The following is a 23,904-nucleotide window of genomic DNA, read 5'->3' on the forward strand; positions in this document are numbered from 1 at the left end:
GGGGAATTTGAAATGCTGAGTCCTTATATGTCGCCCGTCGAGCGGGTGTGGTTCTACAGCTTGCGGATCCTCTGCGGCTTGATCCTGTTGTTTCTGATCCTGCCGGTGCTGGTGATCGTGCCGCTGTCGTTCAACTCGGGCAGTTTTCTGGTGTATCCGCTGCAGGGCTTTTCGCTGCACTGGTATCAGGACTTCTTCGCTTCGGCGGAATGGATGCGCTCGCTGAAGAACAGCATCATCGTCGCCCCGGCCGCGACCGTGCTGGCAATGGTGTTCGGCACGCTGGCGGCCATAGGCCTGACCCGTGGCGACTTCCCCGGCAAGCCGCTGGTGATGGCGCTGGTGATTTCGCCGATGGTGGTGCCGGTGGTGATAATCGGTGTGGCCAGTTACCTGTTCTTTGCGCCGCTGGGGCTGGGCAACAGTTTCTTCTCGCTGATCGTGGTGCACGCGGTGCTCGGTGTGCCGTTCGTGATCATCACGGTGTCGGCGACGTTGCAGGGGTTCAACCATAACCTGGTGCGGGCGGCGGCCAGTCTTGGCGCCTCGCCGCTGACCACGTTCCGTCGGGTGACCTTGCCGCTGATTGCGCCGGGGGTGATTTCCGGTGCGCTGTTTGCCTTTGCGACCTCGTTCGATGAAGTGGTGGTGACGCTGTTTCTTGCAGGTCCCGAGCAGGCGACGTTGCCTCGGCAAATGTTCAGCGGGATTCGCGAGAACCTGAGTCCGACGATTGCGGCGGCGGCGACTCTGCTGATTGCCTTCTCGGTGATTCTGTTGCTGACGCTGGAATGGTTGCGTGGACGTAGCGAGAAACTGCGTACCGCTCAGGTCTGAACCCCCTCGATGATTGTTCCCTCGCTCCGCATTCCAGCTTCCGAATGGAACGCGGAGCGTCCCTGGCTGCATTCCCACGCAGAGCGTGGGAACGATCATCCGGGTTGTCTGCCATTCATGCGCTGAATGACAGACAACCCGAATTCCCCAGCTACGCTTGTGCTCAGCTCCCACATCTATAAGAGGCTGCGCACGATGAGTCTTTCCTCGTTCAAGATTGCTCACAAACTGATCACCGGCGCCGGGGCCATCGAGCAACTCGCGGCCGAGCTCACGCGGCTGGACATCGACAACCCGCTGATCGTCACCGATGCTGCGCTGGTCAAGTCCGGCACGGTGGAGCTGGCGCTGGCGCAAATCGGTGAGCGCGAGTACGAAATCTTCGACCGGGTACTGCCGGATCCGGAGATCGCCATCGTCGAGGACTGCATGCGCGTTTACCGAGAGGGCGGGCATGACGGGCTGATCGGTCTCGGTGGCGGCAGTGCGATCGACATCGCCAAAAGTGTCGCGGCGTACGCCGGTTATCACGGCGCGCTGGAAGACCTGTTCGGCGTCGATCAGGTGCCGCGCAAAGGCCCGCCGCTGATCGCCATCCCGACCACGGCCGGCACCGGTTCTGAAGTGACCAACGTCGCCATTCTTTCGGACAAGGTCGCCCAACTGAAGAAAGGCATCGTCAGCGATTACCTGTTGCCGGACGTGGCGCTGGTCAGCCCGCAGATGACCCTGACTTGTCCACGCAGCGTGACGGCCGCCAGTGGCGTCGATGCGCTGGTGCATGCCATCGAATCCTATCTGTCGCTGAATGCCTCGCCGATCACGGATTCGCTGGCCATCGGCGCGATCAAGTTGATCGCCCGGTCATTGCCCAAGGCCTACGCCAACCCCTCCAACCTGCAAGCCCGGGAAGACATGGCCACCGCCAGCCTGATGGCCGGCATGGCGTTCGGCAATGCCGGGGTCGGCGCGGTGCATGCGCTGGCGTATCCGCTGGGCGGGCGTTTCAACATTGCCCACGGCGTCAGCAATGCGTTGCTGCTGCCGTATGTCATGACCTGGAACAAGATGGCCTGCGTCGAGCGGATGCAGGATATCGCCGAAGCCATGGGGGTGAAGACCGGTCATCTGAGTCTCAACGAGGCCGCCGACAGTGCGGTCGCGGCGATGACCGAACTGTGCGCAGCGGTAGAAATCCCGCTGGGCTTGCGCAGTTTCGGCGTGCCCGAAGAGGCGATCCCGGCCATGGCCGTAGAGGCCGCCGGCATCGAGCGCCTGATGCGCAACAACCCGCGCAAGCTCAGCGCCGCCGACATCGAGAAGATCTACCGGGCGGCGTACTGAGAAACTGTCGGCCGCCGGTCATGGCACAACCCAATCATCGCGGTCACGGTGCGCGCGCGGAAACTTGAGGTATACAATGCGCGCCATCGTGATTTAGCTCAGAAAAGGTGCGTCATGCAGCCCTTCGTTATTGCTCCGTCGATTCTCTCCGCCGACTTCGCCCGCCTGGGCGAGGAAGTGGACAACGTTCTGGCCGCCGGTGCCGACTTCGTCCACTTCGATGTCATGGACAACCACTACGTACCGAACCTGACCATCGGCCCGATGGTCTGTGCTGCGCTGCGCAAGTACGGCGTGACCGCGCCGATCGACGCGCACCTGATGGTCAGCCCGGTGGATCGCATCGTCGGCGACTTCATCGAAGCCGGCGCCACCTACATCACCTTCCACCCGGAAGCCACGCTGCACGTCGATCGTTCGCTGCAACTGATCCGTGAAGGCGGCTGCAAATCCGGCCTGGTGTTCAACCCGGCGACCCCGCTGGACGTGCTCAAGTACGTGATCGACAAAGTCGACATGGTCCTGCTGATGAGCGTCAACCCGGGCTTCGGCGGGCAGAAGTTCATTCCCGGCACCCTCGATAAGCTGCGCGAAGCGCGGGCGATCATCGATGCGTCGGGCCGTGACATCCGCCTGGAAATCGATGGCGGCGTCAACGTCAACAACATCCGTGAAATCGCTGCCGCTGGCGCCGACACTTTTGTGGCCGGCTCCGCGATCTTCAATGCGCCGAACTATCAGGAAGTCATCGACAAGATGCGTTCCGAACTGGCGCTGGCTCGCCCATGAGCGGTTTTGAGCAGCTGTTCCCGGGGCAACTGCCGCGGTTGGTGATGTTCGATCTGGATGGCACGCTGATCGATTCGGTACCCGACCTGGCGGCGGCAGTGGATAACATGCTGCTCTCCCTCGGGCGCAAGCCTGCCGGTATCGAGTCGGTGCGCGAGTGGGTCGGCAACGGTGCGCCGGTGCTGGTGCGCCGCGCGTTGGCCGGCGGCATCGATCATTCCTCCGTGGATGACGTCGAAGCCGAGCATGCGCTGGAGGTTTTCATGCAAGCCTACGGCGCCAGCCATGAGCTGACCGTGGTCTATCCCGGCGTGCGCGATACCCTGAAATGGCTGCACAAGCAGGGCGTGGCCATGGCGCTGATCACCAACAAGCCGGAGCGCTTCGTTGCGCCGCTGCTGGATCAGATGAAGATCGGCCGCTACTTCAAGTGGATCATCGGCGGCGACACCCTGCCGCAGAAGAAGCCCGATCCGGCGGCGCTGTTCTTTGTCATGAAGATGTCCGGTATCCCGGCCTCGCAATCGCTGTTCGTCGGCGATTCGCGCAGCGACGTGCTGGCGGCGAAAGCAGCGGGGGTCAAATGTGTCGGGCTGAGTTATGGCTACAACCATGGCCGGCCGATTGCCGAGGAATCCCCGGCGCTGGTGATCGACGATCTGCGCAAGCTAATTCCCGGTTGCCTGGATACGGCCGCTGAGATAACGTTGCCCGACGCTTCTCAATCCCCTTCTGGAAACGCCATCGTGGTGGTCACCCGCAAACTCTGGATGAAAGTCATCAAGGCCCTGGCCCGCTGGCGTTGGCGCGCCTGACTTGTTCCTGGCCGGCCTGCCGGCGCGTTTGCACACCTGACTGATTTGCCCCTCACACCACGAGGCACCCTATGATCCGCGAAGAATTCCTGCGTCTGGCCGCTGACGGCTACAACCGCATCCCGCTGGCCTGCGAAACCCTGGCCGACTTTGACACGCCGCTGTCGATCTACCTGAAACTGGCCGACCAGCCCAACTCCTACCTGCTCGAATCGGTGCAGGGCGGCGAGAAATGGGGCCGTTACTCGATCATCGGCCTGCCGTGCCGCACCGTGCTGCGGGTTCACGATCATCACGTCAGCATCACCGTCGATGGCGTCGAGACCGAAAGCCACGACGTTGAAGACCCGCTGGCCTTCGTCGAAACCTTCAAGGCCCGCTACAACGTGCCGACCATTGCCGGTCTGCCGCGCTTCAACGGCGGCCTAGTCGGCTACTTCGGTTACGACTGTGTGCGTTATGTAGAGAAGCGCCTCGGCAAATGCCCGAACCCGGATCCGTTGGGCGTGCCGGACATTTTGCTGATGGTCTCCGATGCGGTGGTGGTGTTCGACAACCTCGCCGGCAAGATGCACGCGATCGTGCTGGCCGACCCGGCACAGGCCGATGCCTACGAGCAGGGCCAAGCGCAATTGCAGCAACTGCTGGAAAAACTGCGTCAGCCGATCACCCCGCGTCGTGGCCTGGATTTCAGCAAGCAGCAGGCGGCCGAGCCGGTGTTCCGCTCCAGTTTCACCCAGGACGACTACGAAAAAGCTGTCGACACCATCAAGGAATACATCCTCGCCGGTGACTGCATGCAGGTCGTGCCGTCCCAGCGCATGTCGATCGACTTCAAGGCGGCGCCGATCGATCTTTATCGCGCACTGCGTTGCTTCAACCCGACGCCGTACATGTACTTCTTCAACTTCGGCGATTTCCACGTCGTCGGCAGTTCGCCGGAAGTGCTGGTGCGGGTCGAAGACAACCTGATCACCGTGCGCCCGATTGCCGGCACCCGTCCTCGCGGGGCGACCGAAGAGGCGGACGTGGCGCTGGAAGAAGACCTGCTGTCCGACGACAAGGAGATCGCCGAGCACCTGATGCTGATCGACCTCGGTCGCAACGACACCGGGCGCGTTTCGGAAATCGGTTCAGTGAAACTTACGGAGAAGATGGTCATCGAGCGTTATTCCAACGTGATGCACATCGTGTCCAACGTCACCGGTCAATTGAAAGCCGGGCTGACGGCGATGGACGCGCTGCGGGCGATCCTGCCGGCGGGCACCTTGTCCGGCGCGCCGAAGATCCGCGCGATGGAAATCATCGACGAACTGGAGCCCGTCAAGCGTGGCGTGTATGGCGGCGCGGTCGGTTACTTCGCCTGGAACGGCAACATGGACACCGCGATTGCGATCCGTACCGCCGTGATCAAGAACGGCGAGCTGCACGTGCAGGCCGGTGGCGGCATCGTCGCCGACTCGGTGCCGGCGCTGGAATGGGAAGAAACCATCAACAAGCGTCGGGCGATGTTCCGCGCTGTTGCATTGGCCGAGCAAACCCCGGACTGAGTGATTGATGACTCAGCCATAAAAAAACGCGGCGCCTGTGAGGGCGCCGCGTTTTTTTATGGCCTGCGAATCAGAAGTCGAGTGCTACGCCGACGTTGATCCCTTGCTGGGTGAAGTCGTCATCCTTGCGAATGTCGTAGCTGGCGCGCAATGCCAGATCCTTGGTGAGGTTGTGGCTCACACCCAGGTTCAGGCGGTTCAGGTTGGTCTGAGGGGCATAGCCGGCCAGGGTGTAGCGGTTGTTCGGCAGGCTGTTGAGGTTCATCGTCACATTCTGGGTGTCGTCGTTGTACTCGCGCTCATGGGCCAGTTCGCCGAACACCTGGGTCTGCGAGGTGATCTGGTACTTGCCCTGGATCCCGAGGCCGAGACGCCGGGAAATGCGCGACTGGTCATCGAACGTCAGCGCGGTGGAGTCGGCGCCGTTTTCCGAGTAACCGTCGACTTCAACCTTGGCAAAGTCGGCGCTGACGAATGGCGACAGGTGCCATGGGCTGCTCGCTTCTGGCGCAATGTCGTAACCCACGCGTCCGCTGAAGGCCAGAACATAGCCATCGGTATCGCCTTTCTCGCCGCGTTCGTTGACCCCCAGCTGGAATTTGCGTTTGAGGCTGTCGTAATCCAGATGCCCGGCGGTCACGGCGGCGTCACCCCACCAGCGGTTCTGCTGGTACTGGGCGAACGCGGTGCCGAGGTAGGTGTTCAGCTTGTAGTCCGAATCGTTGTCGCCGGCCTCGAGTTTCTGGTTGTAGAAACCGGCCGCCACGCCCACGCGCCAGGCGTCGTTGAGACGGTAGCTGCCGCCGATGCTCAGGTTGTAACCGTTGCCGTCGGCGCTGGCGCCGCTGCGCTGGCTGTCGAAATCCTGATGCTGGCCGCCACCGGCGACAATCGCCCGCCATTGGCCAACGGCTTGCCAGTTTTCCCAATCCGCCAGCCACTGGTTGCGCAGTTCATCCTGATGCGAGCGCAGGGTGCCTTGAGCCATTTGCGGCAACAGGGTCGCTTCCCATGGCGCGGCCAGCAACGAGTAGGCGTAATCGGCAATCAGGCGCTGCCCGGCTTCGGTCGGGTGGACGGCGTCGTTGTAGATCAGCTTGGTCGGATCCGGGGTGGCGCTGTTGATCCCGTACCGCGCGTTCTCCGTGCAACTGTTGCCGCTGAAGCAGGTGCCGACCAGATTCTGGTCGGTCGCCAGGCCGAACTGCGCCGGATTGGCGAATGCCTCTTTGAGCAGAACAGGGACGTTCAGCGGGATGACGTTGGCGTTGACGCTCTGCAATTGGCTGACCAGTTCGGTGTTGAACTGGGCGCTGAGTTGCGAGGTGAAGGCCTGTAGCGGCGAGCCGTTGATGGCTGGAGTCAGGCCAATGTCCGGCAACAGCCAGACCATGATGTAGCGGGCGCCGGCACCTTGCAGCGTGCGTACGCTGTCGACCAGTCGATCGGCCGCGGCATTCGCCTGAGGAAGACTGGTGACGCGGCCCTGGAGGAAGTCGTTGCCACCCCCGGTCAGGTAATACAGGGCATTCGGGTCGGCGCGGAAGCCGTTCGACGGCAGATAACCGGCACGGGTGCGTTCGCCGGTGGCGGACTGGCTGGTGATCGAGTCGAGAATCTGGTCGGTGCGGTAACCGCCTACTGCCCAGTTGTTGCCATCCGGCTGGCCTTGGCCGGCACGTACCGCTGAGGACGAGGAGGCGGTTTGATCGGGGGTGAAGCCGAGGCGGCCACCGAGCAACTGGGTGGAATTGAGTGAGTAGAACTCACCGCTGCCGTCCTGATAGTTCGGACCGGTGCGGTTGGTGTAGCGTTCGGTGGCGCCGGCCGGGCCGCCGCTGTCGGTGAAAGTCCCCGCATCACTAAGGCTGTCGCCGAAGACCACGAAATTCGAATAGGGATTGGGTGCGGCGTTCGCCTGGGCGCAGGCCATCGCGAGCAGGCATCCGGCGAGCGGTACAAACAACGTCTGTTTGATCATGAGCAAGTCCGTTTATTTATTGTTGTAGTGAACGAAACGACAGTACCAAAAACTTCCGGCGTTTTGCCATCGGTCGTCAACCCTCCCATTGTTTTATCCCCCACGGCCCCGGCCATATTGCACGCTCCGCCCAGCTAAGTTACTGTGCCGAAACGTATGAACGAGACCTTCCCCGTGTTGATCACCAGCAAACTTCTGGATCAAGTCATCAAGGCACACGCCCGCTGGCGTTGGCGCGCCTGAATCTTTTCTGCCGGCCCCGCCGGATCTGTATCGCTTTGCCTTCCTTGCCCGTTTGAAATGCCGCTGTGCCGATGCGACCTGCGCGTCCGCCAGTGTGCAGCGCCCTGGCAAGTCATTCGAAGGCTGTCTTCAAGTCAGAATTCAAGAGGTTCGAAACGCCATGTTGCTGATGATCGACAACTACGACTCCTTTACTTACAACGTTGTGCAATACCTCGGCGAGCTGGGTGCCGAGGTCAAAGTGGTGCGCAACGACGAACTGACCATCGCCGAAATCGAAGCGCTCAACCCTGAGCGGATCGTCGTATCCCCGGGCCCGTGCACACCGACCGAAGCCGGCATTTCCATCGAGGCCATCAAGCACTTCGCCGGCAAACTGCCGATCCTCGGTGTCTGCCTCGGTCACCAGTCCATCGGCCAGGCTTTTGGCGGCGATGTCGTCCGCGCTCGCCAGGTGATGCACGGTAAGACTAGTCCGGTATTCCACGAGGACAAGGGCGTGTTTGCCGGTCTGAACCGCCCGCTGACCGTCACCCGCTATCATTCCCTGATCGTCAAACACGAAACGTTGCCCGATTGCCTGGAGCTGACGGCGTGGACCCAGCACGATGACGGTTCGGTCGACGAGATCATGGGCCTGCGTCACAAGACCCTGAACATCGAGGGCGTACAGTTCCACCCGGAATCGATCCTCACCGAGCAGGGCCACGAACTGTTCGCCAACTTCCTCAAACAAACCGGCGGCACGCGCTAAGGACTTTCCATGAATATCAAGACAGCCCTGAGCCGTATCGTCGATCACCTCGACCTCAGCACCGATGAAATGCGCGACGTGATGCGCGAAATCATGACTGGCCAATGCACGGACGCGCAGATTGGCGCGTTCATGATGGCGATGCGCATGAAGAGCGAGAGCATCGACGAGATCGTCGGTGCCGTGTCGGTGATGCGCGAGCTGGCGGACAAGGTCGAACTCCAGACCCTCGACCGAGTGGTCGATGTGGTCGGTACCGGCGGTGACGGGGCAAACATTTTCAACGTGTCGACCGCATCTTCCTTTGTGGTCGCCGCGGCTGGCTGCACCGTGGCCAAGCACGGTAACCGCGCGGTGTCGGGCAAGAGCGGCAGCGCCGATCTGCTGGAAGCCGCCGGCATCTACCTCAACCTGACCCCGGTTCAGGTGGCGCGCTGCATCGACAACGTCGGCATCGGTTTCATGTTTGCCCAGACCCACCACAAAGCCATGAAGTATGCCGCCGGCCCGCGTCGCGATCTCGGCCTGCGTACCCTGTTCAACATGCTCGGCCCGCTTACGAATCCGGCCGGTGTGAAACATCAGGTGGTGGGCGTGTTCACCCCGGCGCTGTGCCGGCCGTTGGCTGAAGTCTTGCAGCGTCTGGGCAGCAAGCACGTGCTGGTGGTGCATTCGAAAGACGGTCTGGACGAATTCAGTCTGGCGGCGCCGACGTTTGTCGCCGAGCTGAAGGACGATCAAATCACCGAATATTGGGTCGAGCCGGAAGATCTGGGCATGAAGAGCCAGAGCCTGCACGGCCTGTCGGTCGAAGGCCCGGAAGCGTCGCTGGCGCTGATCCGCGATGCACTGGGCAAGCGCAAGACCGAGAACGGTCAGAAGGCTGCCGAAATGATCGTGCTCAATGCCGGTGCGGCGCTGTACGCCGCCGACCTGGCGACAAGTCTGAAAGAGGGCGTGGCACTGGCCCACGACGCTCTGCACACCGGTCTTGCTCGGGAAAAACTCGAGGAGTTGGGTGCCTTTACCGCGGTATTCAAAGTGGAGAATGAGGGATGAGTGTACCGACGGTTCTGGAAAACATTCTGGCCCGCAAGGTTCAGGAAGTCGCCGAGCGTAGCGCCCGTGTGAGCCTGAGCGAGCTGGAAAGTCTGGCCAAGGCGGCCGATGCACCCCGTGGTTTTGCCCAGGCACTGCTGGCGCAGGCCAAGAAGAAACAGCCGGCAGTGATCGCCGAGATCAAGAAGGCGTCGCCGAGCAAGGGCGTGATCCGCGAGAATTTCGTGCCTGCCGATATCGCCAAAAGCTACGAGAAGGGCGGGGCGACCTGCCTGTCGGTGCTGACCGACATCGACTACTTCCAGGGCGCCGATGCTTACCTGCAACAGGCCCGCGCGGCGTGCTCGCTGCCGGTGATCCGCAAGGACTTCATGATCGATCCGTACCAGATCGTTGAAGCCCGTGCGCTGGGCGCCGATTGTGTGTTGTTGATCGTCTCCGCACTGGATGACGTGAAAATGGCCGAACTGGCGTCGGTCGCCAAAGACGTCGGCCTCGATGTGCTGGTGGAAGTGCACGACGGCGATGAGCTGGAGCGCGCGCTGAAAACCCTCGACACGCCGCTGGTCGGGGTCAACAACCGCAATCTGCACACTTTTGACGTCAGCCTGGAAACCACCCTCGACCTGCTGCCGCGCATTCCGCGCGATCGTCTGGTCATCACCGAGAGCGGCATCCTCAACCGTGCCGATGTCGAGCTGATGGAAATCAGTGATGTCTACGCGTTCCTGGTCGGCGAAGCGTTCATGCGCGCCGAAAGTCCGGGCATCGAACTGCAGCGTCTGTTCTTCCCGGAGCGCGGCGTTCCGGTGAGCGGTTCGACCCTCGACTGATCGAGTCTTCGCAGGCGCCCGTCCCCCTGTGGGAGCGGGCTTGCCCGCGAAGGCGGCATAAGATTCACCTCAGACTCAACGTCCTATGGAAACCTTATGATCCCCACATCCCTGACCATCGAAGCCGGCCTGCAAGCCGAACAGGATCTGCTGGCCTCGGTCTGCGCCGGTGATGCCGAATTTGGCCTGCTGTTCTGGCAGCCCAGCGATCGCGCTTTGGTCATGCCGCGCCGTTTGAACCGCTTGCCCGGATTCGATCACGCCTGCGAAGTCTCCGCTGCTGCCGGTTGGCCGGTGTTGCTGCGTGAAACCGGCGGCGAACCGGTTCCGCAATCGGCTTCCACCATCAATATTGCACTGGTCTACGCACCGCCTCGCAGCGAAGGCGATCTGAACCGCATCGAAACCGGTTACCGGCGGTTGTGCGATCCGATCTGTGAGTTGCTGGATGAGTTGGGTGGCACTTCGTCGTTGGGTGAAATCGACGGTGCATTCTGCGACGGTCGCTTCAACGTCAATCTCGACGGTCGCAAGATGGTCGGCACCGCTCAGCGCTGGCGCCAGAGTCAGGGGGGGCAGCGTCCGGTGGGGTTGGTGCACGGGGCGATGCTGGTGGATGACGAACGTGAGTCGATGGTTGCGGCGGTCAACCGCTTCAACGAAGCATGTGGTCTGGAGCAACGGGTACGTGCCGCCAGCCACATCGCTCTGCATGAGAAATTCCCGGCGCCCCATGCACTGGCGCGTCTCGATGAACTCTTTCGTTTGATGCTGGCGCAGATCTACGCCGGCTGAGTTTTCGAACTCAGCGAGTGCCGAAGACCACCATGGTCTTGCCTTTCACATCCACCAGGTTGCGTTCCTCAAGATCCTTGAGCACGCGACCGACCATCTCTCGCGAGCAACCGACAATTCGGCCGATCTCCTGACGGGTCACCTTGATCTGCATGCCGTCCGGGTGGGTCATCGCGTCCGGTTGTTTGCACAGCTCCAGCAGGCAGCGAGCAACACGACCAGTGACGTCGAAGAACGCCAGGTCGCCGACTTTGCGTGTGGTGTTGCGCAGGCGTTGTGCGATTTGTCCGCTGAGGACGTAAAGAATGTCTGGATCCTGTTGCGACAGTTCGCGGAACTTGGTGTAGCTGATTTCCGCCACTTCGCATTCAACCTTGGCCCGCACCCAGGCGCTGCGCTGCTGTTCCTGGCCGGCTTCTTCGAACAGACCCAACTCGCCGAAGAAGTCCCCGGCATTCAGGTAGGCGATGATCATCTCGCGGCCGTCGTCGTCCTCGATCAGGATCGTGACCGAACCGCGGATGATGAAGTACAGCGTGTCGGAGCGATCCCCGGCGCAGATGATGTTGCTCTTGGCCGCGTGACGCCGGCGCTGGCAATGCATCAGCAGCTTGTCGAGGTTCTTGATTTTGGGTGTGGGGGTAATACCAACCATGGTTGTATCCCGAAAAGACTGCACGGTTATATTTGGTTTTTATATGAGGCGCTGAGGCGGTCGCTACACAGTCTGGCGAAGGCGCCAGTGAATTGGCGCCAGCTTACCAGACACTTCGTCGAAATTTCGAGAAATCACCTACGTTAAAGGTGCATTCGTCCCAGGAACGTGCTCGCTGTCCGGGCAGGGCCCTGTGCTAAGCTGGCGACCCTTTTTTCTACAGTGGAGTCTTGGCGATGAAGGCACGCATCCAATGGGCTGGCGAAGCCATGTTCCTCGGCGAATCCGGCAGCGGTCATGTCGTGGTCATGGACGGTCCGCCGGACGCCGGTGGTCGTAACCTGGGTGTCCGCCCGATGGAAATGCTCCTGCTGGGTGTCGGCGGTTGCAGCAATTTCGACGTGGTCAGCATTTTGAAGAAGTCCCGTCAGGCCGTTGAAAGCTGCGAAGCCTTTCTGGAAGCCGAGCGCGCGACCGAAGATCCGAAAGTATTCACCAAGATCCACATGCACTTCGTGGTCAAGGGCCGGGGCCTGAAAGAAGCCCAGGTCAAACGCGCCATCGAACTGTCTGCCGAGAAGTATTGCTCGGCTTCGATCATGCTCGGCGCGGCCGGCGTAGCGATCACCCACGACTACGAAATCGTTGAACTCGGCTGAGCCGACATTCAACTATCATAAAAGCAGTGCAGACTCTGGCGATCCCCCGCTGACGTCTGCATAATGCGCCACTTTTTTCAGGGCCGTGATCAGTCAACCGACCGGTCATCCGCCTGAACAGATAACCAAAATCGCCATCGCGAAGAGGTGTTAACCGTCCTACGCAGGTGCGTTGTTCGCACTTGACGGGCATGCTTGATCACGCGGCCGTGCCGCATACATAGAGAGTTTTTAACGGTGAAAAGCAAACTCAAGCTCCACGGGTTCAATAACCTGACAAAGACCTTGAGCTTCAACATCTATGACATCTGCTACGCGGAAACCCCGCAAGACCAGCAGGCTTACGTCGAGTACATCAATCAAGAGTACAACGCCGAACGCCTGACGCAGATTCTCACGGAAGTTGTCGAAATCATTGGTGCCAACATTCTGAACATTGCGAGTCAGAACTATGAGCCTCAGGGTGCCAGCGTCACGATTCTGATCTCGGAAGAGCCGGTGACCCCGACCGAAAGCCAGATCGAAGAGTCCCCGGGCCCGTTGCCCGAAATCATCCTGGCCCACCTCGACAAGAGCCACATCACGGTGCATACCTACCCGGAAATCCATCCGGACGCCGGTATCGCGACCTTCCGTGTGGACATCGACGTGTCGACCTGTGGTGTCATTTCACCGCTCAAAGCGCTCAATTTCCTCATTCACCAGTTCGATTCGGACATCGTGACCGTGGATTACCGTGTGCGCGGCTTCACCCGTGACGTTGAAGGCAACAAGCACTTCATCGACCACGAGATCAACTCGATCCAGAACTACCTCTCCGATGACACTCGCGACGCGTACCAGATGACCGACGTGAACGTGTACCAGGAAAACCTGTTCCACACCAAAATGCTGCTGAAGAACTTCGAACTGGACAACTACCTGTTCGGTGATGCCACCAGCAATCTGTCTTCCGAGCAGCGCGCTCAGGTGACCGAGCGTGTGAAACACGAAATGCTGGAAATCTTCTACGCGCGCAATATGCCGAGCTAAGAAATCCGGGCACAAAAAAAGGCGACTGCTTTGCGGCAGTCGCCTTTTTTATGGGCGTTTTTCAGATCCGGTAAGTGCTCTTGGTCATCACTTTGGCCAACAGGCTCATGCCGAACTTCACCGGCGCCGGGAAGCGGAAGCCGCCGGCCTCCAGTGCGCTTTCCGCGTGATGTTCTTCATCTATACGCATCTGCTCCAGAATCGCCCGGGACTTTTCGTCCTCGGCCGGCAGTTGCTCCAGATGCTCGTTCAGATGCTTGCAGACCTGATGCTCGGTGGCGGCGACAAACCCGAGACTGACCTTGTCGCTGATCAGCCCGGCGACTGCGCCGATGCCGAACGACATACCGTAGAACAGTGGGTTGAGCACACTGGTGTGGCTGCCCAACTGGTGAATGCGCTGTTCGCACCAGACCAGATGATCGATCTCTTCTTCGGCCGCATGCTCCATGGCCTCGCGCACCTGTGGCAGCTTGGCGGTCAGCGCCTGGCCCTGATACAGCGCCTGGGCGCAGACTTCACCGGTATGGTTGATGCGCATCAGACCGGCTACGTGGCGGGTGTCTTCATCGCTCATCTGCACATCGGGCTGCACGATCGCCGGCGACGGACGGTACGGCTGACCGCTGAAGGGCAGCAAGGTGCGCATCGCGGCATCGGCTTGCAGCAGAAGACGATCAATGGGCGAGTAGTGACGTTGGGTAGTCATGCTGACCTCCGGGAAGAATCTCGGCGGCCAGTTTAACCGAATCGGCCGGGGAAGGTTTGCGCTGGGTCATGTGGGAGCAGGGCGCTCCCACCGATCTCTGGGTTCAATCAGCCCGGAGGCCAGTTCATCTGGCGTTGACCGAGCACGTGCATGTGAATGTGGTAGACCGTCTGCCCGCCCATTTCATTGCAGTTCATCACCACACGGAAGCCTTCCTCGCAACCCAGTTCCAGCGCCAGACGCTGGGCGGTGAACAGGATATGTCCGGCCAGTGCCTTGTCGTCTTCGGTCAGGTCGTTGAGGGTGCGCACCGGTTTCTTCGGGATCACCAGAAAATGCACCGGTGCCTGTGGGGCGATGTCGTGGAACGCCAGAACCTGGTCGTCCTCGTAGATGATCTTCGCCGGGATTTCCCGGTTGATGATCTTGGTGAACAGAGTATCCACAGCTGTTTTCTCCGTTGTTTGGGCTGGTCTGAGTGTACTCATAGGAGGATTAGCCCGCCCAGTGTTTTGCCGTAGGGCTTTTCAGCGCGGGCAGTAAGCCTTGTTGACCATGCCGACAATCGTTCGATTGAGCCAGCGCGAACCGAGCCGTGGCAGAAAGGCGAACCAGCGGTTTCGGCGTCCGGGAATGATGATTGCGCGGTTTTTCTCCAGGGCGCGCACGGTATATAGCGCAACCTCCTCGGGACTCATCAGCAATTTGCTGGCGTTGAGCTTGTCGTTGTTCAGTTGCGCGGTGCGAAAGAACGCGGTGCGGGTCGGGCCGGGGCAGAGCACCGACACCTTGACCGCACACTTCTTCAATTCCACCCGCAGTGCTTCCGAGAAGTGCAACACGTACGCCTTGCTGGCGTAGTAGGTGCTCATCCAGGGACCGGGGTTGAAGGCCGCCACCGACGCGACATTGAGAATCTGCCCGCCGCCCTGCAACGCCATGGTGTTGCCGATGGCATGGCAGAGGCGGGTGAGGGCGAGGATGTTCACTTCGATCAGATCCTGTTCGGTCATCCAGTCCTGGGCCAGGAACGGGCCGCAAGTACCGATGCCGGCGCAATTGACCAGCAGATCGATCTGCCGGTCGCCTTCTTCAAGCTCCAGCAGAAAACCGGACAGGCGCAGCGGCTCGCCGAGGTCACAGGCGCGGAACAGCACTTCAACGCCGAAGCGCTGGGTCAGTTCAATCGCAATGCTTTCCAGCTGATCACGCTGGCGAGCCACCAGAATCAGGCTTCGGCCACGGCGTGCCAGGGCTTCGGCCATGGCCAGGCCGATGCCGCTGGAGGCGCCGGTGATCAGAGCGTAACGGGTCATGCAAATCTCCATCGCAACAGCGCCGCGCCGTGGACGCAGGTGTCACGGCGGGGAGCGTTGTTCATTCTTTCGCAGAGTCTACAGGGGCGAGGGCGGCTTCGGCTGCATCGTCTGCCGAATTCGCGGCGGGCTCGACTTCCACATCGATTTCATCGGTGGTCACCGAACCGCTCTCGTAGCTGCTTTCAAGACTGCTTTCGTATTCCTGCTGGATGGCTGTGATCCCGCCCAGCATGCCACCCACAAAGAACAGCCCGATAAACACGATCCACAGCGAGCACAGCACTTTGACTGCCGTGCTGTTCGGCGGAGGCGGTGGGCCATAGCGGTTGGCGCCGGTATTGCCCGGCACGACCATGATTACCAGCGGGAAGAAACTGCCCACGAACGGCACCAGCGTCAGCAGCCAGAGCCACCCGGACCAGCCGATATCGTGCAGGCGCTGAATGCTGAACAGGATCCCGACAATCGCGAAGGCCAGAAACAGGAAGAAAGCGAGGAGACCGCCGATGATCAGGCCGGTCGTCGAGTCGGCGCTCACCAGGCCCAGACCGATCAGCGCGAATACGCTGACGATTGGCAGGGCTACCAGGCTCAACACCATCGACCATGCCAGATAACGCAAGCGGCCGATCCGGCCCTCAACGCTGAACGGCTTTAGCGGCGCGAATGTCGGCAGGCTTTCACCGACGGCGGCCCGAGGGGGAGCATAAGGCGAGTCAGGCTCCGCGGGAGCGGCGCTTTGCTCGTGGACATCCGACAGGTTCAGTTCGATGGGCGTTTCGGTTTCGATCCGGGCATCGATCCCTGTCTTCCCCAGCGCTTGCAGGTAGGTCTGCGCATCGCTGTGGGACAGATCACGCTTGAGCGCGACGGTGCGACCATTGAACAGGCGCTCGATGGCGGCGACATCGCTTTTGAACAGATCGGCCAGGTTGAGCTTGGCCGTGGTGATATCGACGCCGGGCTGGAGCGCGCCGTCGAAAACGATCTTGTAACGGGGTTCGCTCATGGCCGAGGCATCCTTGTCGCGAGATAAATTGAGTCTAAGGCCAGTCAGACAGCGACTGGCCGGGTTTCATTCAACGTGGCCAGCGTTTCGGCAGTTGCGCTGCGTGCTCCAGGGCCTGGCGGTATTCGGCATCTAGACGCGCCACCAGTTGATCCACGCTTGGCAGATCGTCGATCTGGCCTACGCCTTGGCCCGCAGACCACACGGTTTTCCAGGCCTTGGCTTCGTCGTTGATCGGCTTGAGCTTGTCGCCGAAATTCACTTCACCCTTGCCTTGCAGGGCTGCCATGTCGAAACCGGCGGCCTCCAGGCTTTGACGCATGAAACTGGCCGGTACACCGGACACGGCAGGAGTATGAATGATGTCGGCGGCTTTGGCAGTCAGCAGCATCTCCTTATAGGCGTCAGGCGCATGACTTTCAGTAGTACCGATAAATCGCGTGCCGAAGTAGGCCAGATCCGCGCCGAGCAGTTGTGCGGCGAGAATCTCATGTCCATGGTTCAAACATCCTGCAAGCAACAGGGTCTTGTCGAAGAACTCGCGGATCTCGGCAATCAGCGAAAACGGGCTCCAGGTCCCGGCGTGACCACCGGCGCCGGCTGCGACGGCGATCAAACCATCGACACCGGCCTCGGCAGCTTTCTCGGCATGGCGACGGGTCGTCACATCATGGAAGACCAGGCCGCCGTAACTGTGCACGGCGTCTACCACTTCCTTCACCGCGCCGAGGCTGGTGATGACGATGGGCACCTTGTGCTCGACGCAGATGTTCAGATCCGCCTCCAGACGCGGATTGCTCTTGTGAACAATCAGGTTTACCGCGTACGGCGCCGGGTTCTCCAATGTCGCCAGCCCCGCTTCGATCTGCTCCAGCCAGGCCTTGAACCCGCTGCTTTCGCGTTGGTTCAGCGCCGGGAAGCTGCCAACCACGCCATTGCGGCAGCACGCCAGCACCAGTTCAGGATTCGAGATCAGGAACATCGGCGCCGCCACCACAGGCAGACGCAGACGTTGTTCGAGCAGAGCGGGCAGCGACATCGGAAGTACCCCGGAAAGTTGTATTTGTTGAAGTTAGAACGGCTTGACCACGACCAGAATTACGATAGCCAGCAATATCAGAACCGGCACTTCATTGAACCAGCGATAAAAGACATGGCTGCGGGTGTTCTCGCCACGGGCAAAACGTTTTACCTGCGCGCCGCACATGTGGTGGTAACCGATCAACAGCACGACCAAGGTCAGTTTCGCGTGGATCCAGCCACCGCTGCTAAAGATGCTCGGGTTGAGATAGATCAGCCAGCCGCCGAAGATCAGCGCGGCGATCATCGCCGGGCCCATGATGCCGCGATACAGCTTGCGCTCCATGATGCTGAAGCGTTCCTTGCTGATCGTGTCTTCACTTTGCGCGTGATAAACGAACAGTCGCGGCAGATAGAACAGCCCGGCAAACCAGCACACGATGCTGACGATATGAAGCGCTTTGATCCACAGATAGAGCATTTTTGGTTATTCCCTGATTCACGGTAGGCCGGATAGTAGAGGCTTGAGCGTCCGCACGTCACCTTGACGGTTGTCGCAGGGGCGCGCGGCCCCTATTATCGACGGCTTTCCAGTGGGTTCGTTGAGGGCAGGTTTATGGTCAAGGTCGGTATCGTCGGCGGCACGGGTTACACCGGTGTCGAACTGCTGCGTCTGTTGGCACAGCATCCGCAGGCGGAAGTGGTAGTGATTACTTCCCGATCCGAGGCCGGTCTGGCCGTGGCTGATATGTATCCGAACCTGCGCGGCCACTACGACGGTCTCGCATTCAGCGTGCCGGACATCAAGACCCTGGGCGCTTGCGACGTGGTGTTCTTCGCCACTCCGCACGGCGTTGCCCACGCACTGGCCGGCGAATTGCTGGCGGCCGGCACCAAGGTCATCGACCTGTCGGCAGACTTCCGTCTGCAGGACGCCGATGAATGGGCCAAGTGGTACGGCCAGCCGCACGGCGCGCCGGAGTTGCTGGACGAGGCGGTTTACGGTCTGCCGGAAGTCAATCGTGAGCAGATCAGGAAAGCACGCCTGATCGCGGTGCCGGGTTGCTACCCGACCGCGACGCAGCTGGGTTTCCTGCCGTTGCTTGAAGCGGGTATTGCCGACGCTTCGCACCTGATCGCCGACTGCAAGTCCGGTGTCAGCGGTGCCGGTCGTGGCGCTGCCGTAGGCTCGCTGTACTCCGAGACGTCGGAAAGCATGAAGGCCTATGCGGTGAAAGGTCACCGTCATCTGCCGGAAATTCGTCAGGGGCTGCGTCGTGCTGCAGGCAAGGACGTCGGTCTGACTTTTGTGCCGCATCTGACGCCGATGATCCGTGGCATTCACTCCACGCTCTACGCGACTGTAGTGGATCGCTCGGTGGATCTGCAGGCGCTGTTCGAGAAGCGTTATGCCAATGAGCCGTTCGTCGATGTGATGCCGGCCGGCAGTCATCCGGAAACCCGCAGCGTGCGTGGCGCCAACGTCTGCCGCATCGCGGTTCACCGTCCACAGGATGGTGATCTGGTGGTGGTGCTGTCGGTGATCGACAATCTGGTCAAGGGCGCGTCGGGTCAGGCGGTGCAGAACATGAACATCCTGTTCGGGCTGGATGAGCGCTTTGGTCTGTCCCACGCCGGCATGCTGCCGTAACGACTGATCTTGCTTGGTAAAAAGGCCCGTCTAACGGGCCTTTTTGCATTCTGGTCGGTTGATCAGCTTTATTGATATACCGTAACAATAGTTGACCGATTTTCTAGGACAAGCGGATAATGCGCGTCATCACGCATTATGGCGGCGTAACGCCGGGAGATAGTCAGCATGAGCGTCGAATCCTTCACCCCCACGGCTTTGCAATTCACTCAAGGTGCCGCGCACAAGGTGAAGAGCCTGGTCGATGAAGAGGGGAATGATCGCTTGAAGCTGCGCGTATTCGTTACGGGCGGCGGTTGTTCAGGGTTTCAGTACGGCTTCACCTTCGATGAAGATGTGGCCGAGGACGACACCATCGTCGAGCGCGAAGGCGTCAGTCTGGTGGTCGATCCGATGAGCTTCCAGTACCTGGCAGGTGCCGAGGTGGATTATCAGGAAGGTCTGGAAGGTTCGCGTTTCGTGATCAAGAACCCGAATGCCACCACCACTTGTGGTTGCGGCTCCTCGTTCTCGATCTGATCGCGCTTCACCGAACACAATAAAGCGCCGCAGAGCCTCACGGTTCTGCGGCGTTTTGTTATCTGGGATTTGTCAGTTGGGGTAGATGGCGCCGAGTACGCGCAGACCTTTGGCGCCGGTGACGCTCGGGCGGTTGGCGGCAATGCCTTCCAGACAGCAGTGGGCCAGCCAGGCGAAGGCCATGGCCTCGACCCAGTCCGGATCGACGCCGTGGGTCGATGTGCTGGCGACCTTGGCGTTGGGTAGCAGGTCGGCCAAGCGCTTCATCAGTGTGGCGTTGTGAGCGCCGCCGCCGCAGACCAGGAGTTCTTCGGTATTCGATTGAGCGCTTTGCAGCGATTCGACGATGGTCAGCGCCGTCAGTTCGAGCAGTGTCGCCTGTACGTTTTCGGGTGCGAACTCTGGCAGGTGCGACAGTTTCTGTTCCAGCCAGGGCAGGTTGAAAACTTCGCGGCCGGTGCTCTTTGGGCCTTGGGTCATGAAAAACGGATCGTTGAGCAGGGCTTTCAGCAGGGTCGGCTCGACCTTGCCGCTGGCTGCCCACTGCCCGTTACGGTCGTAGTTCTCGCCCCGTTGCTTATGAATCCACGCATCCATCAGCACATTCCCCGGCCCGCAGTCGAAACCGGCTACAGGCTTGTTCGGCTCGATCAGACTGAGATTGCTGAAACCGCCGACATTCAGGACCGCGCGGTTGCCGATATGCTCTTCGAATAGCGCTTCATGAAAGGCAGGAACCAGCGGCGCGCCTTGTCCGCCAGCGGCCACATCGCGGCTGCGGAAGTCACTGACGACTGTAATGCCGGTCAGTTCGGTCAGCAGAGCGGGGTTGCCGATCTGCACAGTGAAACCGCGCGCAGGTTCATGGCGAATGGTCTGGCCGTGGCTGCCGATCGCGCGAATGGCTTCAGGCTTGAGCTGTTGCTGTTCGAGGAGGGTATGGATCCCTTGCGCGGCGAGCTTCACCCAGTTTTGCTGGGCAATCGCCGAGCGGGCGATTTCGTCAGGGCCGCTGGCGCACAAGCCAAGCAGCTCGGCGCGCAGGGTATCTGGCATGGGAATGTAGTGCGTGGCGACCAGATTGATCGCCGAGGATTGCTCGATCAGGGCGATGTCCAGCCCGTCGAGACTGGTGCCGGACATCACGCCGATATAAAGAGCCATGGCTTAACGTTTGCTCGAAGCCAGCATGGTGGCCTTTTCCTGGTCCATACGAGCCATCAACGGCTGGCTCTGCGCCAGGAAGCGCGCGCGTTCGGATTTGGCGATCGGGTCGGCCATCGGCAACTTCTGGCCCAATGGATCGACGTGAACACCGTTGACCTGGAACTCATAGTGCAGGTGCGGGCCGGTGGACAGGCCGGTGGTGCCGATGTAACCGATCACCTGGCCCTGTTTGACGGTGCCGCCGGTCTTCACGCCCTTGGCGAAGCCCTGCATGTGGCCATACAGCGTACGGTAAGTGTTGCCGTGCTGGATGATCACGGTGTTGCCGTAACCGCCGCGACGGCCGGCCAGCAGCACTTTGCCGTCGCCGGCAGCCTTGATTGGCGTACCGCGTGGAGCGGCGTAGTCGACGCCTTTGTGGGCGCGGATCTTGTTGAGGATCGGGTGTTTGCGGCCCATGGAGAATTTCGAGCTGATGCGGGCGAAGTCCACCGGTGTACGGATGAACGCCTTGCGCATGCTGTTGCCATCGGCGGTGTAGTAGCTGCTGTTGCCCTGCTTGTTGGTGTAACGCACGGCAGTGTAAGTCTTGCCGCGGTTGGTGAAGCGGGCGGACAGGATCGGTCCGTTGCCAACGGCTTTGCCATTGACCACTTTCTGTTCATAGATTACATCGAACTCGTCACCCTGGCGGATATCCTGGGCGAAGTCGACGTCGTAGCCAAAGACACTGGCCATGTCCATGGTCAGGCTGTGGGACAGGCCTGCGCGGGCGGCGGACTGCGACAGCGAGCTGTTGATCACACCGTGGACATAAGCAGTGCGAACAGTCGGTTTGGCGGTAACGCGGTTGAACACATAACCCTTGTCGTTCTTGGTCAGGGTGATGGTTTCAACGTCGCTGACCTTGCTGTGCAGGTTGGTCAGCTGGCCTTGTGGGTTCAATTCGAATTCGAGTTTCTGGCCATGTTTGAGCTGGCTGAACTGCTTGGCTTGTTTGTCGCTGGCCAGCACTTCATGCACGGCCGCGGCCGGGAGGCCGACTTTCTCGAACAATGTAGAAAGCGTATCGCCCTTGGAGACGATCACTTCCCTGTGATTTGGAGCCTTCTTTTCTTCAGCTACCGGTGTCGGCGCTGGTGCAGCCTGAGCGGTTTCCTGCGCCTCTTCGGCGCTGTTTTCGATCTGCGCGAAAGGGGAGGCTACGGACTCATTTGTGGCTTGAGCTGCGTCGGCAGCGTCTTGATCTTGTGTCAGTTGTTCAGCAGGACTTTCCAGTTCAAGGCTCAGCGTCGTCTTTTTGGCTTCAACATCACTGGATGGAAACACCAGGAGCGCCAGGCTGAGAAGGGCGGCGATACCACTCGCGGCGAGCAGGTGGGTCTTCGGGTAAAGCGGTGGCGCTTTAGACGGTTCAGTGGTCATAAGTAATTTGACTTTGAAAAAGATGAATTGGAAAAGATGAATGACATGATGAAGATGAAATAACTGTATAAAATATAACCAAATCATCCCTGAAGCAAGTCTGTGGACGCCCTGTCTGTGGATTGGCGTCCGTGCGCCGGGCAAAACTTGTATTTGGTGCGCGATCTTGTATGGTTGGTTCCCTTTGAATCTGAGCCTTGCGGGTCTGTTATGAAGTCGGTTGAAGAGCAGCTAGCGCTGATTAAACGTGGTGCGGAAGAACTGTTGGTCGAGTCCGAGCTGATCGAAAAGCTCAAGCGTGGCCAGCCGCTGCGAATCAAGGCCGGCTTCGATCCAACTGCGCCGGATCTGCACCTTGGTCACACTGTGCTTATTAATAAGCTGCGCCAGTTCCAGGAACTGGGGCATCAGGTAATCTTCCTTATTGGTGATTTCACCGGAATGATCGGTGACCCGAGCGGCAAGAGTGCCACGCGTCCTCCTTTGACCCGTGAGCAGGTTCTGGAAAACGCCGAGACCTACAAGACTCAGGTGTTCAAGATTCTTGATCCGGCGAAAACCGAAGTCGCGTTCAACTCCACCTGGATGGATCAGATGGGGCCTGCGGACTTTATTCGTCTGACTTCGCAGTACACCGTTGCTCGTATGCTCGAGCGTGATGACTTCGACAAGCGCTACACCACCAATCAGCCGATCGCCATTCACGAATTCCTCTATCCGCTGGTGCAGGGTTATGACTCGGTTGCTTTGCGCGCTGACGTTGAGCTGGGTGGTACCGATCAGAAGTTCAACCTGCTGATGGGGCGTGAGCTGCAGCGTGGTTATGGCCAGGAAGCGCAGTGCATCCTGACGATGCCGTTGCTTGAAGGTCTGGATGGTGTGAAGAAGATGTCCAAGTCGCTGGGCAACTACGTCGGTATCCAGGAAGCGCCGGGTGTCATGTACAGCAAGCTGGTCTCGATTCCTGATGCGTTGATGTGGCGCTACTTCGAGTTGCTCAGCTTCCGTTCGATGGATGAGATCAATGCGTTCCGTGCTGATGTAGAGGCGGGCGCTAATCCTCGCGATATCAAGATCAAGCTGGCCGAAGAGATTGTTGCGCGCTTCCACGGTGAAGAGGCTGCGGCCAATGCTCACCGTGGTGCGGGTAACCGTATGAAAGATGGTGAGTTGCCGGATGATCTGCCAGAGGTCGAGTTGACTGCTTCCGAGGATATGCCGATTGCTGCTGTCCTTAATAAGGCCGGTCTGGTGAAGAACTCGGCGGCTGCTCGTGATCTGCTGGCCTCCGGTGGTGTACGTATAGATGGTGAGGTGGTTGATCGTTCCTTTATATACGTACTGGGCGCGACTCACGTTTGTCAGGCCGGCAAGAAGGCTTTTGCACGGATTTCGCTGAAATCTGAGTAAAGTTGAAATAAGGGGTTGACGGCGAATTCCAGAGGTCTATAATTCGCCCCACTTCCGGCGCAGTCGAAACGGAAAACTCCTTGAGGTTCAATGAGTTAAGTAGGTTTCGAAGGCGGGTTGCTTCAGTTCATCGAAGCCTGGAAGGAGTTGGAAATGCCGGTTTGTTGGGTGCTTTCAACGGTTCGATCTTCTCGGTCGAAAGCGGAGAAAAAGAGGTGTTGACAGCAGCGTGTAACGCTGTAGAATTCGCCTCCCGCTAACGAGAGATCGGAAGCGCAAGTGGTTGAAGTTGTTGAGGAAATCTTCGAAAGCTTCTGAAAATAATCACT

At 59.9% G+C, this 23,904-nt stretch carries 24 protein-coding genes and 1 pseudogene; 14 read left to right on the plus strand and 11 right to left on the minus strand.

The window, feature by feature from the left end:
* The first annotated feature begins 12 nt into the window (after positions 1–12).
* The 5 genes from CAF90_RS27205 (at position 13) to trpE (ending at position 5,335) form a co-directional block, all read left to right on the plus strand.
* Positions 13–837, plus strand: a complete 825-nt coding sequence (locus tag CAF90_RS27205) for an ABC transporter permease (RefSeq protein WP_011336198.1) — start codon at positions 13–15, stop codon at positions 835–837.
* Positions 838–1,032: 195 nt separating this feature from the next.
* The gene (locus CAF90_RS27210) at positions 1,033–2,181 is read left to right on the plus strand and encodes an iron-containing alcohol dehydrogenase (protein ID WP_085609098.1); all 1,149 of its coding nucleotides are present in this window, start codon (positions 1,033–1,035) and stop codon (positions 2,179–2,181) included.
* 114 nt (positions 2,182–2,295) lie between these two features.
* Entirely contained in the window at positions 2,296–2,970 is a 675-nt protein-coding gene (gene rpe / locus CAF90_RS27215) for a ribulose-phosphate 3-epimerase (RefSeq protein WP_007918813.1), read from the plus strand.
* Positions 2,967–3,785: a phosphoglycolate phosphatase gene (locus CAF90_RS27220; protein WP_085609099.1), complete on the plus strand. Its 819-nt coding sequence runs from the start codon at positions 2,967–2,969 to the stop codon at positions 3,783–3,785. The genes rpe and CAF90_RS27220 overlap by 4 nt, the downstream gene beginning before the upstream one ends.
* A gap of 71 nt (positions 3,786–3,856) precedes the next feature.
* The gene (gene trpE / locus CAF90_RS27225; protein ID WP_007956307.1) at positions 3,857–5,335 is read left to right on the plus strand and encodes an anthranilate synthase component I; all 1,479 of its coding nucleotides are present in this window, start codon (positions 3,857–3,859) and stop codon (positions 5,333–5,335) included.
* Between the two features lie 70 nt (positions 5,336–5,405).
* Here trpE and estP read toward each other — a convergent pair whose 3' ends face one another.
* Positions 5,406–7,316 (minus strand): esterase EstP, encoded by a 1,911-nt coding sequence (estP, locus tag CAF90_RS27230; protein WP_085609100.1) that lies wholly within the window; start codon positions 7,314–7,316, stop codon positions 5,406–5,408.
* 403 nt (positions 7,317–7,719) lie between these two features.
* Between estP and CAF90_RS27235 the strand changes: the two genes are divergently transcribed.
* From CAF90_RS27235 to CAF90_RS27250, 4 genes are all read left to right on the plus strand, one after another.
* Positions 7,720–8,313, plus strand: coding sequence for an aminodeoxychorismate/anthranilate synthase component II (locus CAF90_RS27235; protein WP_007956309.1), 594 nt, complete (start codon positions 7,720–7,722; stop codon positions 8,311–8,313).
* A 9-nt stretch (positions 8,314–8,322) separates the two neighbouring features.
* Positions 8,323–9,372, plus strand: a complete 1,050-nt coding sequence (gene trpD / locus CAF90_RS27240; protein WP_007956310.1) for an anthranilate phosphoribosyltransferase — start codon at positions 8,323–8,325, stop codon at positions 9,370–9,372.
* Positions 9,369–10,205 (plus strand): indole-3-glycerol phosphate synthase TrpC, encoded by an 837-nt coding sequence (gene trpC / locus CAF90_RS27245; RefSeq protein ID WP_007956311.1) that lies wholly within the window; start codon positions 9,369–9,371, stop codon positions 10,203–10,205. The genes trpD and trpC overlap by 4 nt, the downstream gene beginning before the upstream one ends.
* A 96-nt stretch (positions 10,206–10,301) precedes the next feature.
* Positions 10,302–11,000 (plus strand): lipoate--protein ligase family protein, encoded by a 699-nt coding sequence (locus CAF90_RS27250; protein ID WP_011336191.1) that lies wholly within the window; start codon positions 10,302–10,304, stop codon positions 10,998–11,000.
* A gap of 10 nt (positions 11,001–11,010) precedes the next feature.
* Here CAF90_RS27250 and crp read toward each other — a convergent pair whose 3' ends face one another.
* Positions 11,011–11,655 carry a cAMP-activated global transcriptional regulator CRP gene (gene crp / locus CAF90_RS27255; protein ID WP_007956313.1) on the minus strand — a complete coding sequence of 215 codons (645 nt, stop codon included), beginning with the start codon at positions 11,653–11,655 and terminating at the stop codon, positions 11,011–11,013.
* A 236-nt stretch (positions 11,656–11,891) separates the two neighbouring features.
* Here crp and CAF90_RS27260 point away from each other — a divergent pair, with 236 nt between their 5' ends.
* Both CAF90_RS27260 and speD read left to right on the plus strand, forming a co-directional pair.
* Positions 11,892–12,314: an OsmC family protein gene (locus CAF90_RS27260; protein ID WP_003228794.1), complete on the plus strand. Its 423-nt coding sequence runs from the start codon at positions 11,892–11,894 to the stop codon at positions 12,312–12,314.
* A 237-nt stretch (positions 12,315–12,551) separates the two neighbouring features.
* The gene (gene speD / locus CAF90_RS27265; RefSeq protein ID WP_085609101.1) at positions 12,552–13,346 is read left to right on the plus strand and encodes an adenosylmethionine decarboxylase; all 795 of its coding nucleotides are present in this window, start codon (positions 12,552–12,554) and stop codon (positions 13,344–13,346) included.
* Positions 13,347–13,407: 61 nt separating this feature from the next.
* On the opposite strand, the gene coq7 is transcribed toward speD, so the two are convergent.
* From coq7 to hemJ, 6 genes are all read right to left on the minus strand, one after another.
* Positions 13,408–14,055 carry a 2-polyprenyl-3-methyl-6-methoxy-1,4-benzoquinone monooxygenase gene (gene coq7, locus CAF90_RS27270; protein ID WP_007956317.1) on the minus strand — a complete coding sequence of 216 codons (648 nt, stop codon included), beginning with the start codon at positions 14,053–14,055 and terminating at the stop codon, positions 13,408–13,410.
* Positions 14,056–14,162: 107 nt separating this feature from the next.
* Positions 14,163–14,501, minus strand: a complete 339-nt coding sequence (locus tag CAF90_RS27275) for a histidine triad nucleotide-binding protein (protein ID WP_007956318.1) — start codon at positions 14,499–14,501, stop codon at positions 14,163–14,165.
* Positions 14,502–14,582: 81 nt separating this feature from the next.
* Complete coding sequence (locus tag CAF90_RS27280; RefSeq protein ID WP_085609102.1) at positions 14,583–15,371, minus strand: SDR family oxidoreductase; 789 nt, start codon at positions 15,369–15,371, stop codon at positions 14,583–14,585.
* Between the two features lie 61 nt (positions 15,372–15,432).
* Positions 15,433–16,383 carry a DUF805 domain-containing protein gene (locus CAF90_RS27285; RefSeq protein WP_085609103.1) on the minus strand — a complete coding sequence of 317 codons (951 nt, stop codon included), beginning with the start codon at positions 16,381–16,383 and terminating at the stop codon, positions 15,433–15,435.
* Positions 16,384–16,453: 70 nt separating this feature from the next.
* Positions 16,454–17,422: a nitronate monooxygenase family protein gene (locus CAF90_RS27290; RefSeq protein ID WP_007956326.1), complete on the minus strand. Its 969-nt coding sequence runs from the start codon at positions 17,420–17,422 to the stop codon at positions 16,454–16,456.
* A gap of 33 nt (positions 17,423–17,455) precedes the next feature.
* Positions 17,456–17,884, minus strand: a complete 429-nt coding sequence (gene hemJ, locus CAF90_RS27295) for a protoporphyrinogen oxidase HemJ (protein WP_007956328.1) — start codon at positions 17,882–17,884, stop codon at positions 17,456–17,458.
* A 135-nt stretch (positions 17,885–18,019) separates the two neighbouring features.
* On the opposite strand from hemJ, the gene argC reads away from it, so the two are divergent.
* The gene (gene argC / locus CAF90_RS27300; protein WP_085609104.1) at positions 18,020–19,054 is read left to right on the plus strand and encodes an N-acetyl-gamma-glutamyl-phosphate reductase; all 1,035 of its coding nucleotides are present in this window, start codon (positions 18,020–18,022) and stop codon (positions 19,052–19,054) included.
* Between the two features lie 168 nt (positions 19,055–19,222).
* Positions 19,223–19,573, plus strand: coding sequence for an iron-sulfur cluster insertion protein ErpA (gene erpA, locus CAF90_RS27305; protein WP_003228776.1), 351 nt, complete (start codon positions 19,223–19,225; stop codon positions 19,571–19,573).
* A 72-nt stretch (positions 19,574–19,645) separates the two neighbouring features.
* Here erpA and CAF90_RS27310 read toward each other — a convergent pair whose 3' ends face one another.
* Both CAF90_RS27310 and CAF90_RS27315 read right to left on the minus strand, forming a co-directional pair.
* The gene (locus CAF90_RS27310) at positions 19,646–20,737 is read right to left on the minus strand and encodes an anhydro-N-acetylmuramic acid kinase (protein ID WP_085609105.1); all 1,092 of its coding nucleotides are present in this window, start codon (positions 20,735–20,737) and stop codon (positions 19,646–19,648) included.
* Positions 20,738–20,740: 3 nt separating this feature from the next.
* A complete protein-coding gene (locus tag CAF90_RS27315; protein WP_085609106.1) occupies positions 20,741–22,165 on the minus strand; it encodes a peptidoglycan DD-metalloendopeptidase family protein in 1,425 nt (474 codons plus the stop codon).
* A 210-nt stretch (positions 22,166–22,375) separates the two neighbouring features.
* Between CAF90_RS27315 and tyrS the strand changes: the two genes are divergently transcribed.
* Complete coding sequence (tyrS, locus tag CAF90_RS27320) at positions 22,376–23,575, plus strand: tyrosine--tRNA ligase (protein WP_085609107.1); 1,200 nt, start codon at positions 22,376–22,378, stop codon at positions 23,573–23,575.
* Between the two features lie 122 nt (positions 23,576–23,697).
* Here the strand turns inward: tyrS and CAF90_RS29640 are convergent.
* Positions 23,698–23,904 (minus strand): annotated as a pseudogene (locus CAF90_RS29640) (hypothetical protein); the annotation flags it as partial.

The sequence above is a fragment of the Pseudomonas sp. B37(2017) genome, from assembly GCF_002112885.1.
GTDB lineage: Bacteria > Pseudomonadota > Gammaproteobacteria > Pseudomonadales > Pseudomonadaceae > Aquipseudomonas > Aquipseudomonas paraglycinae.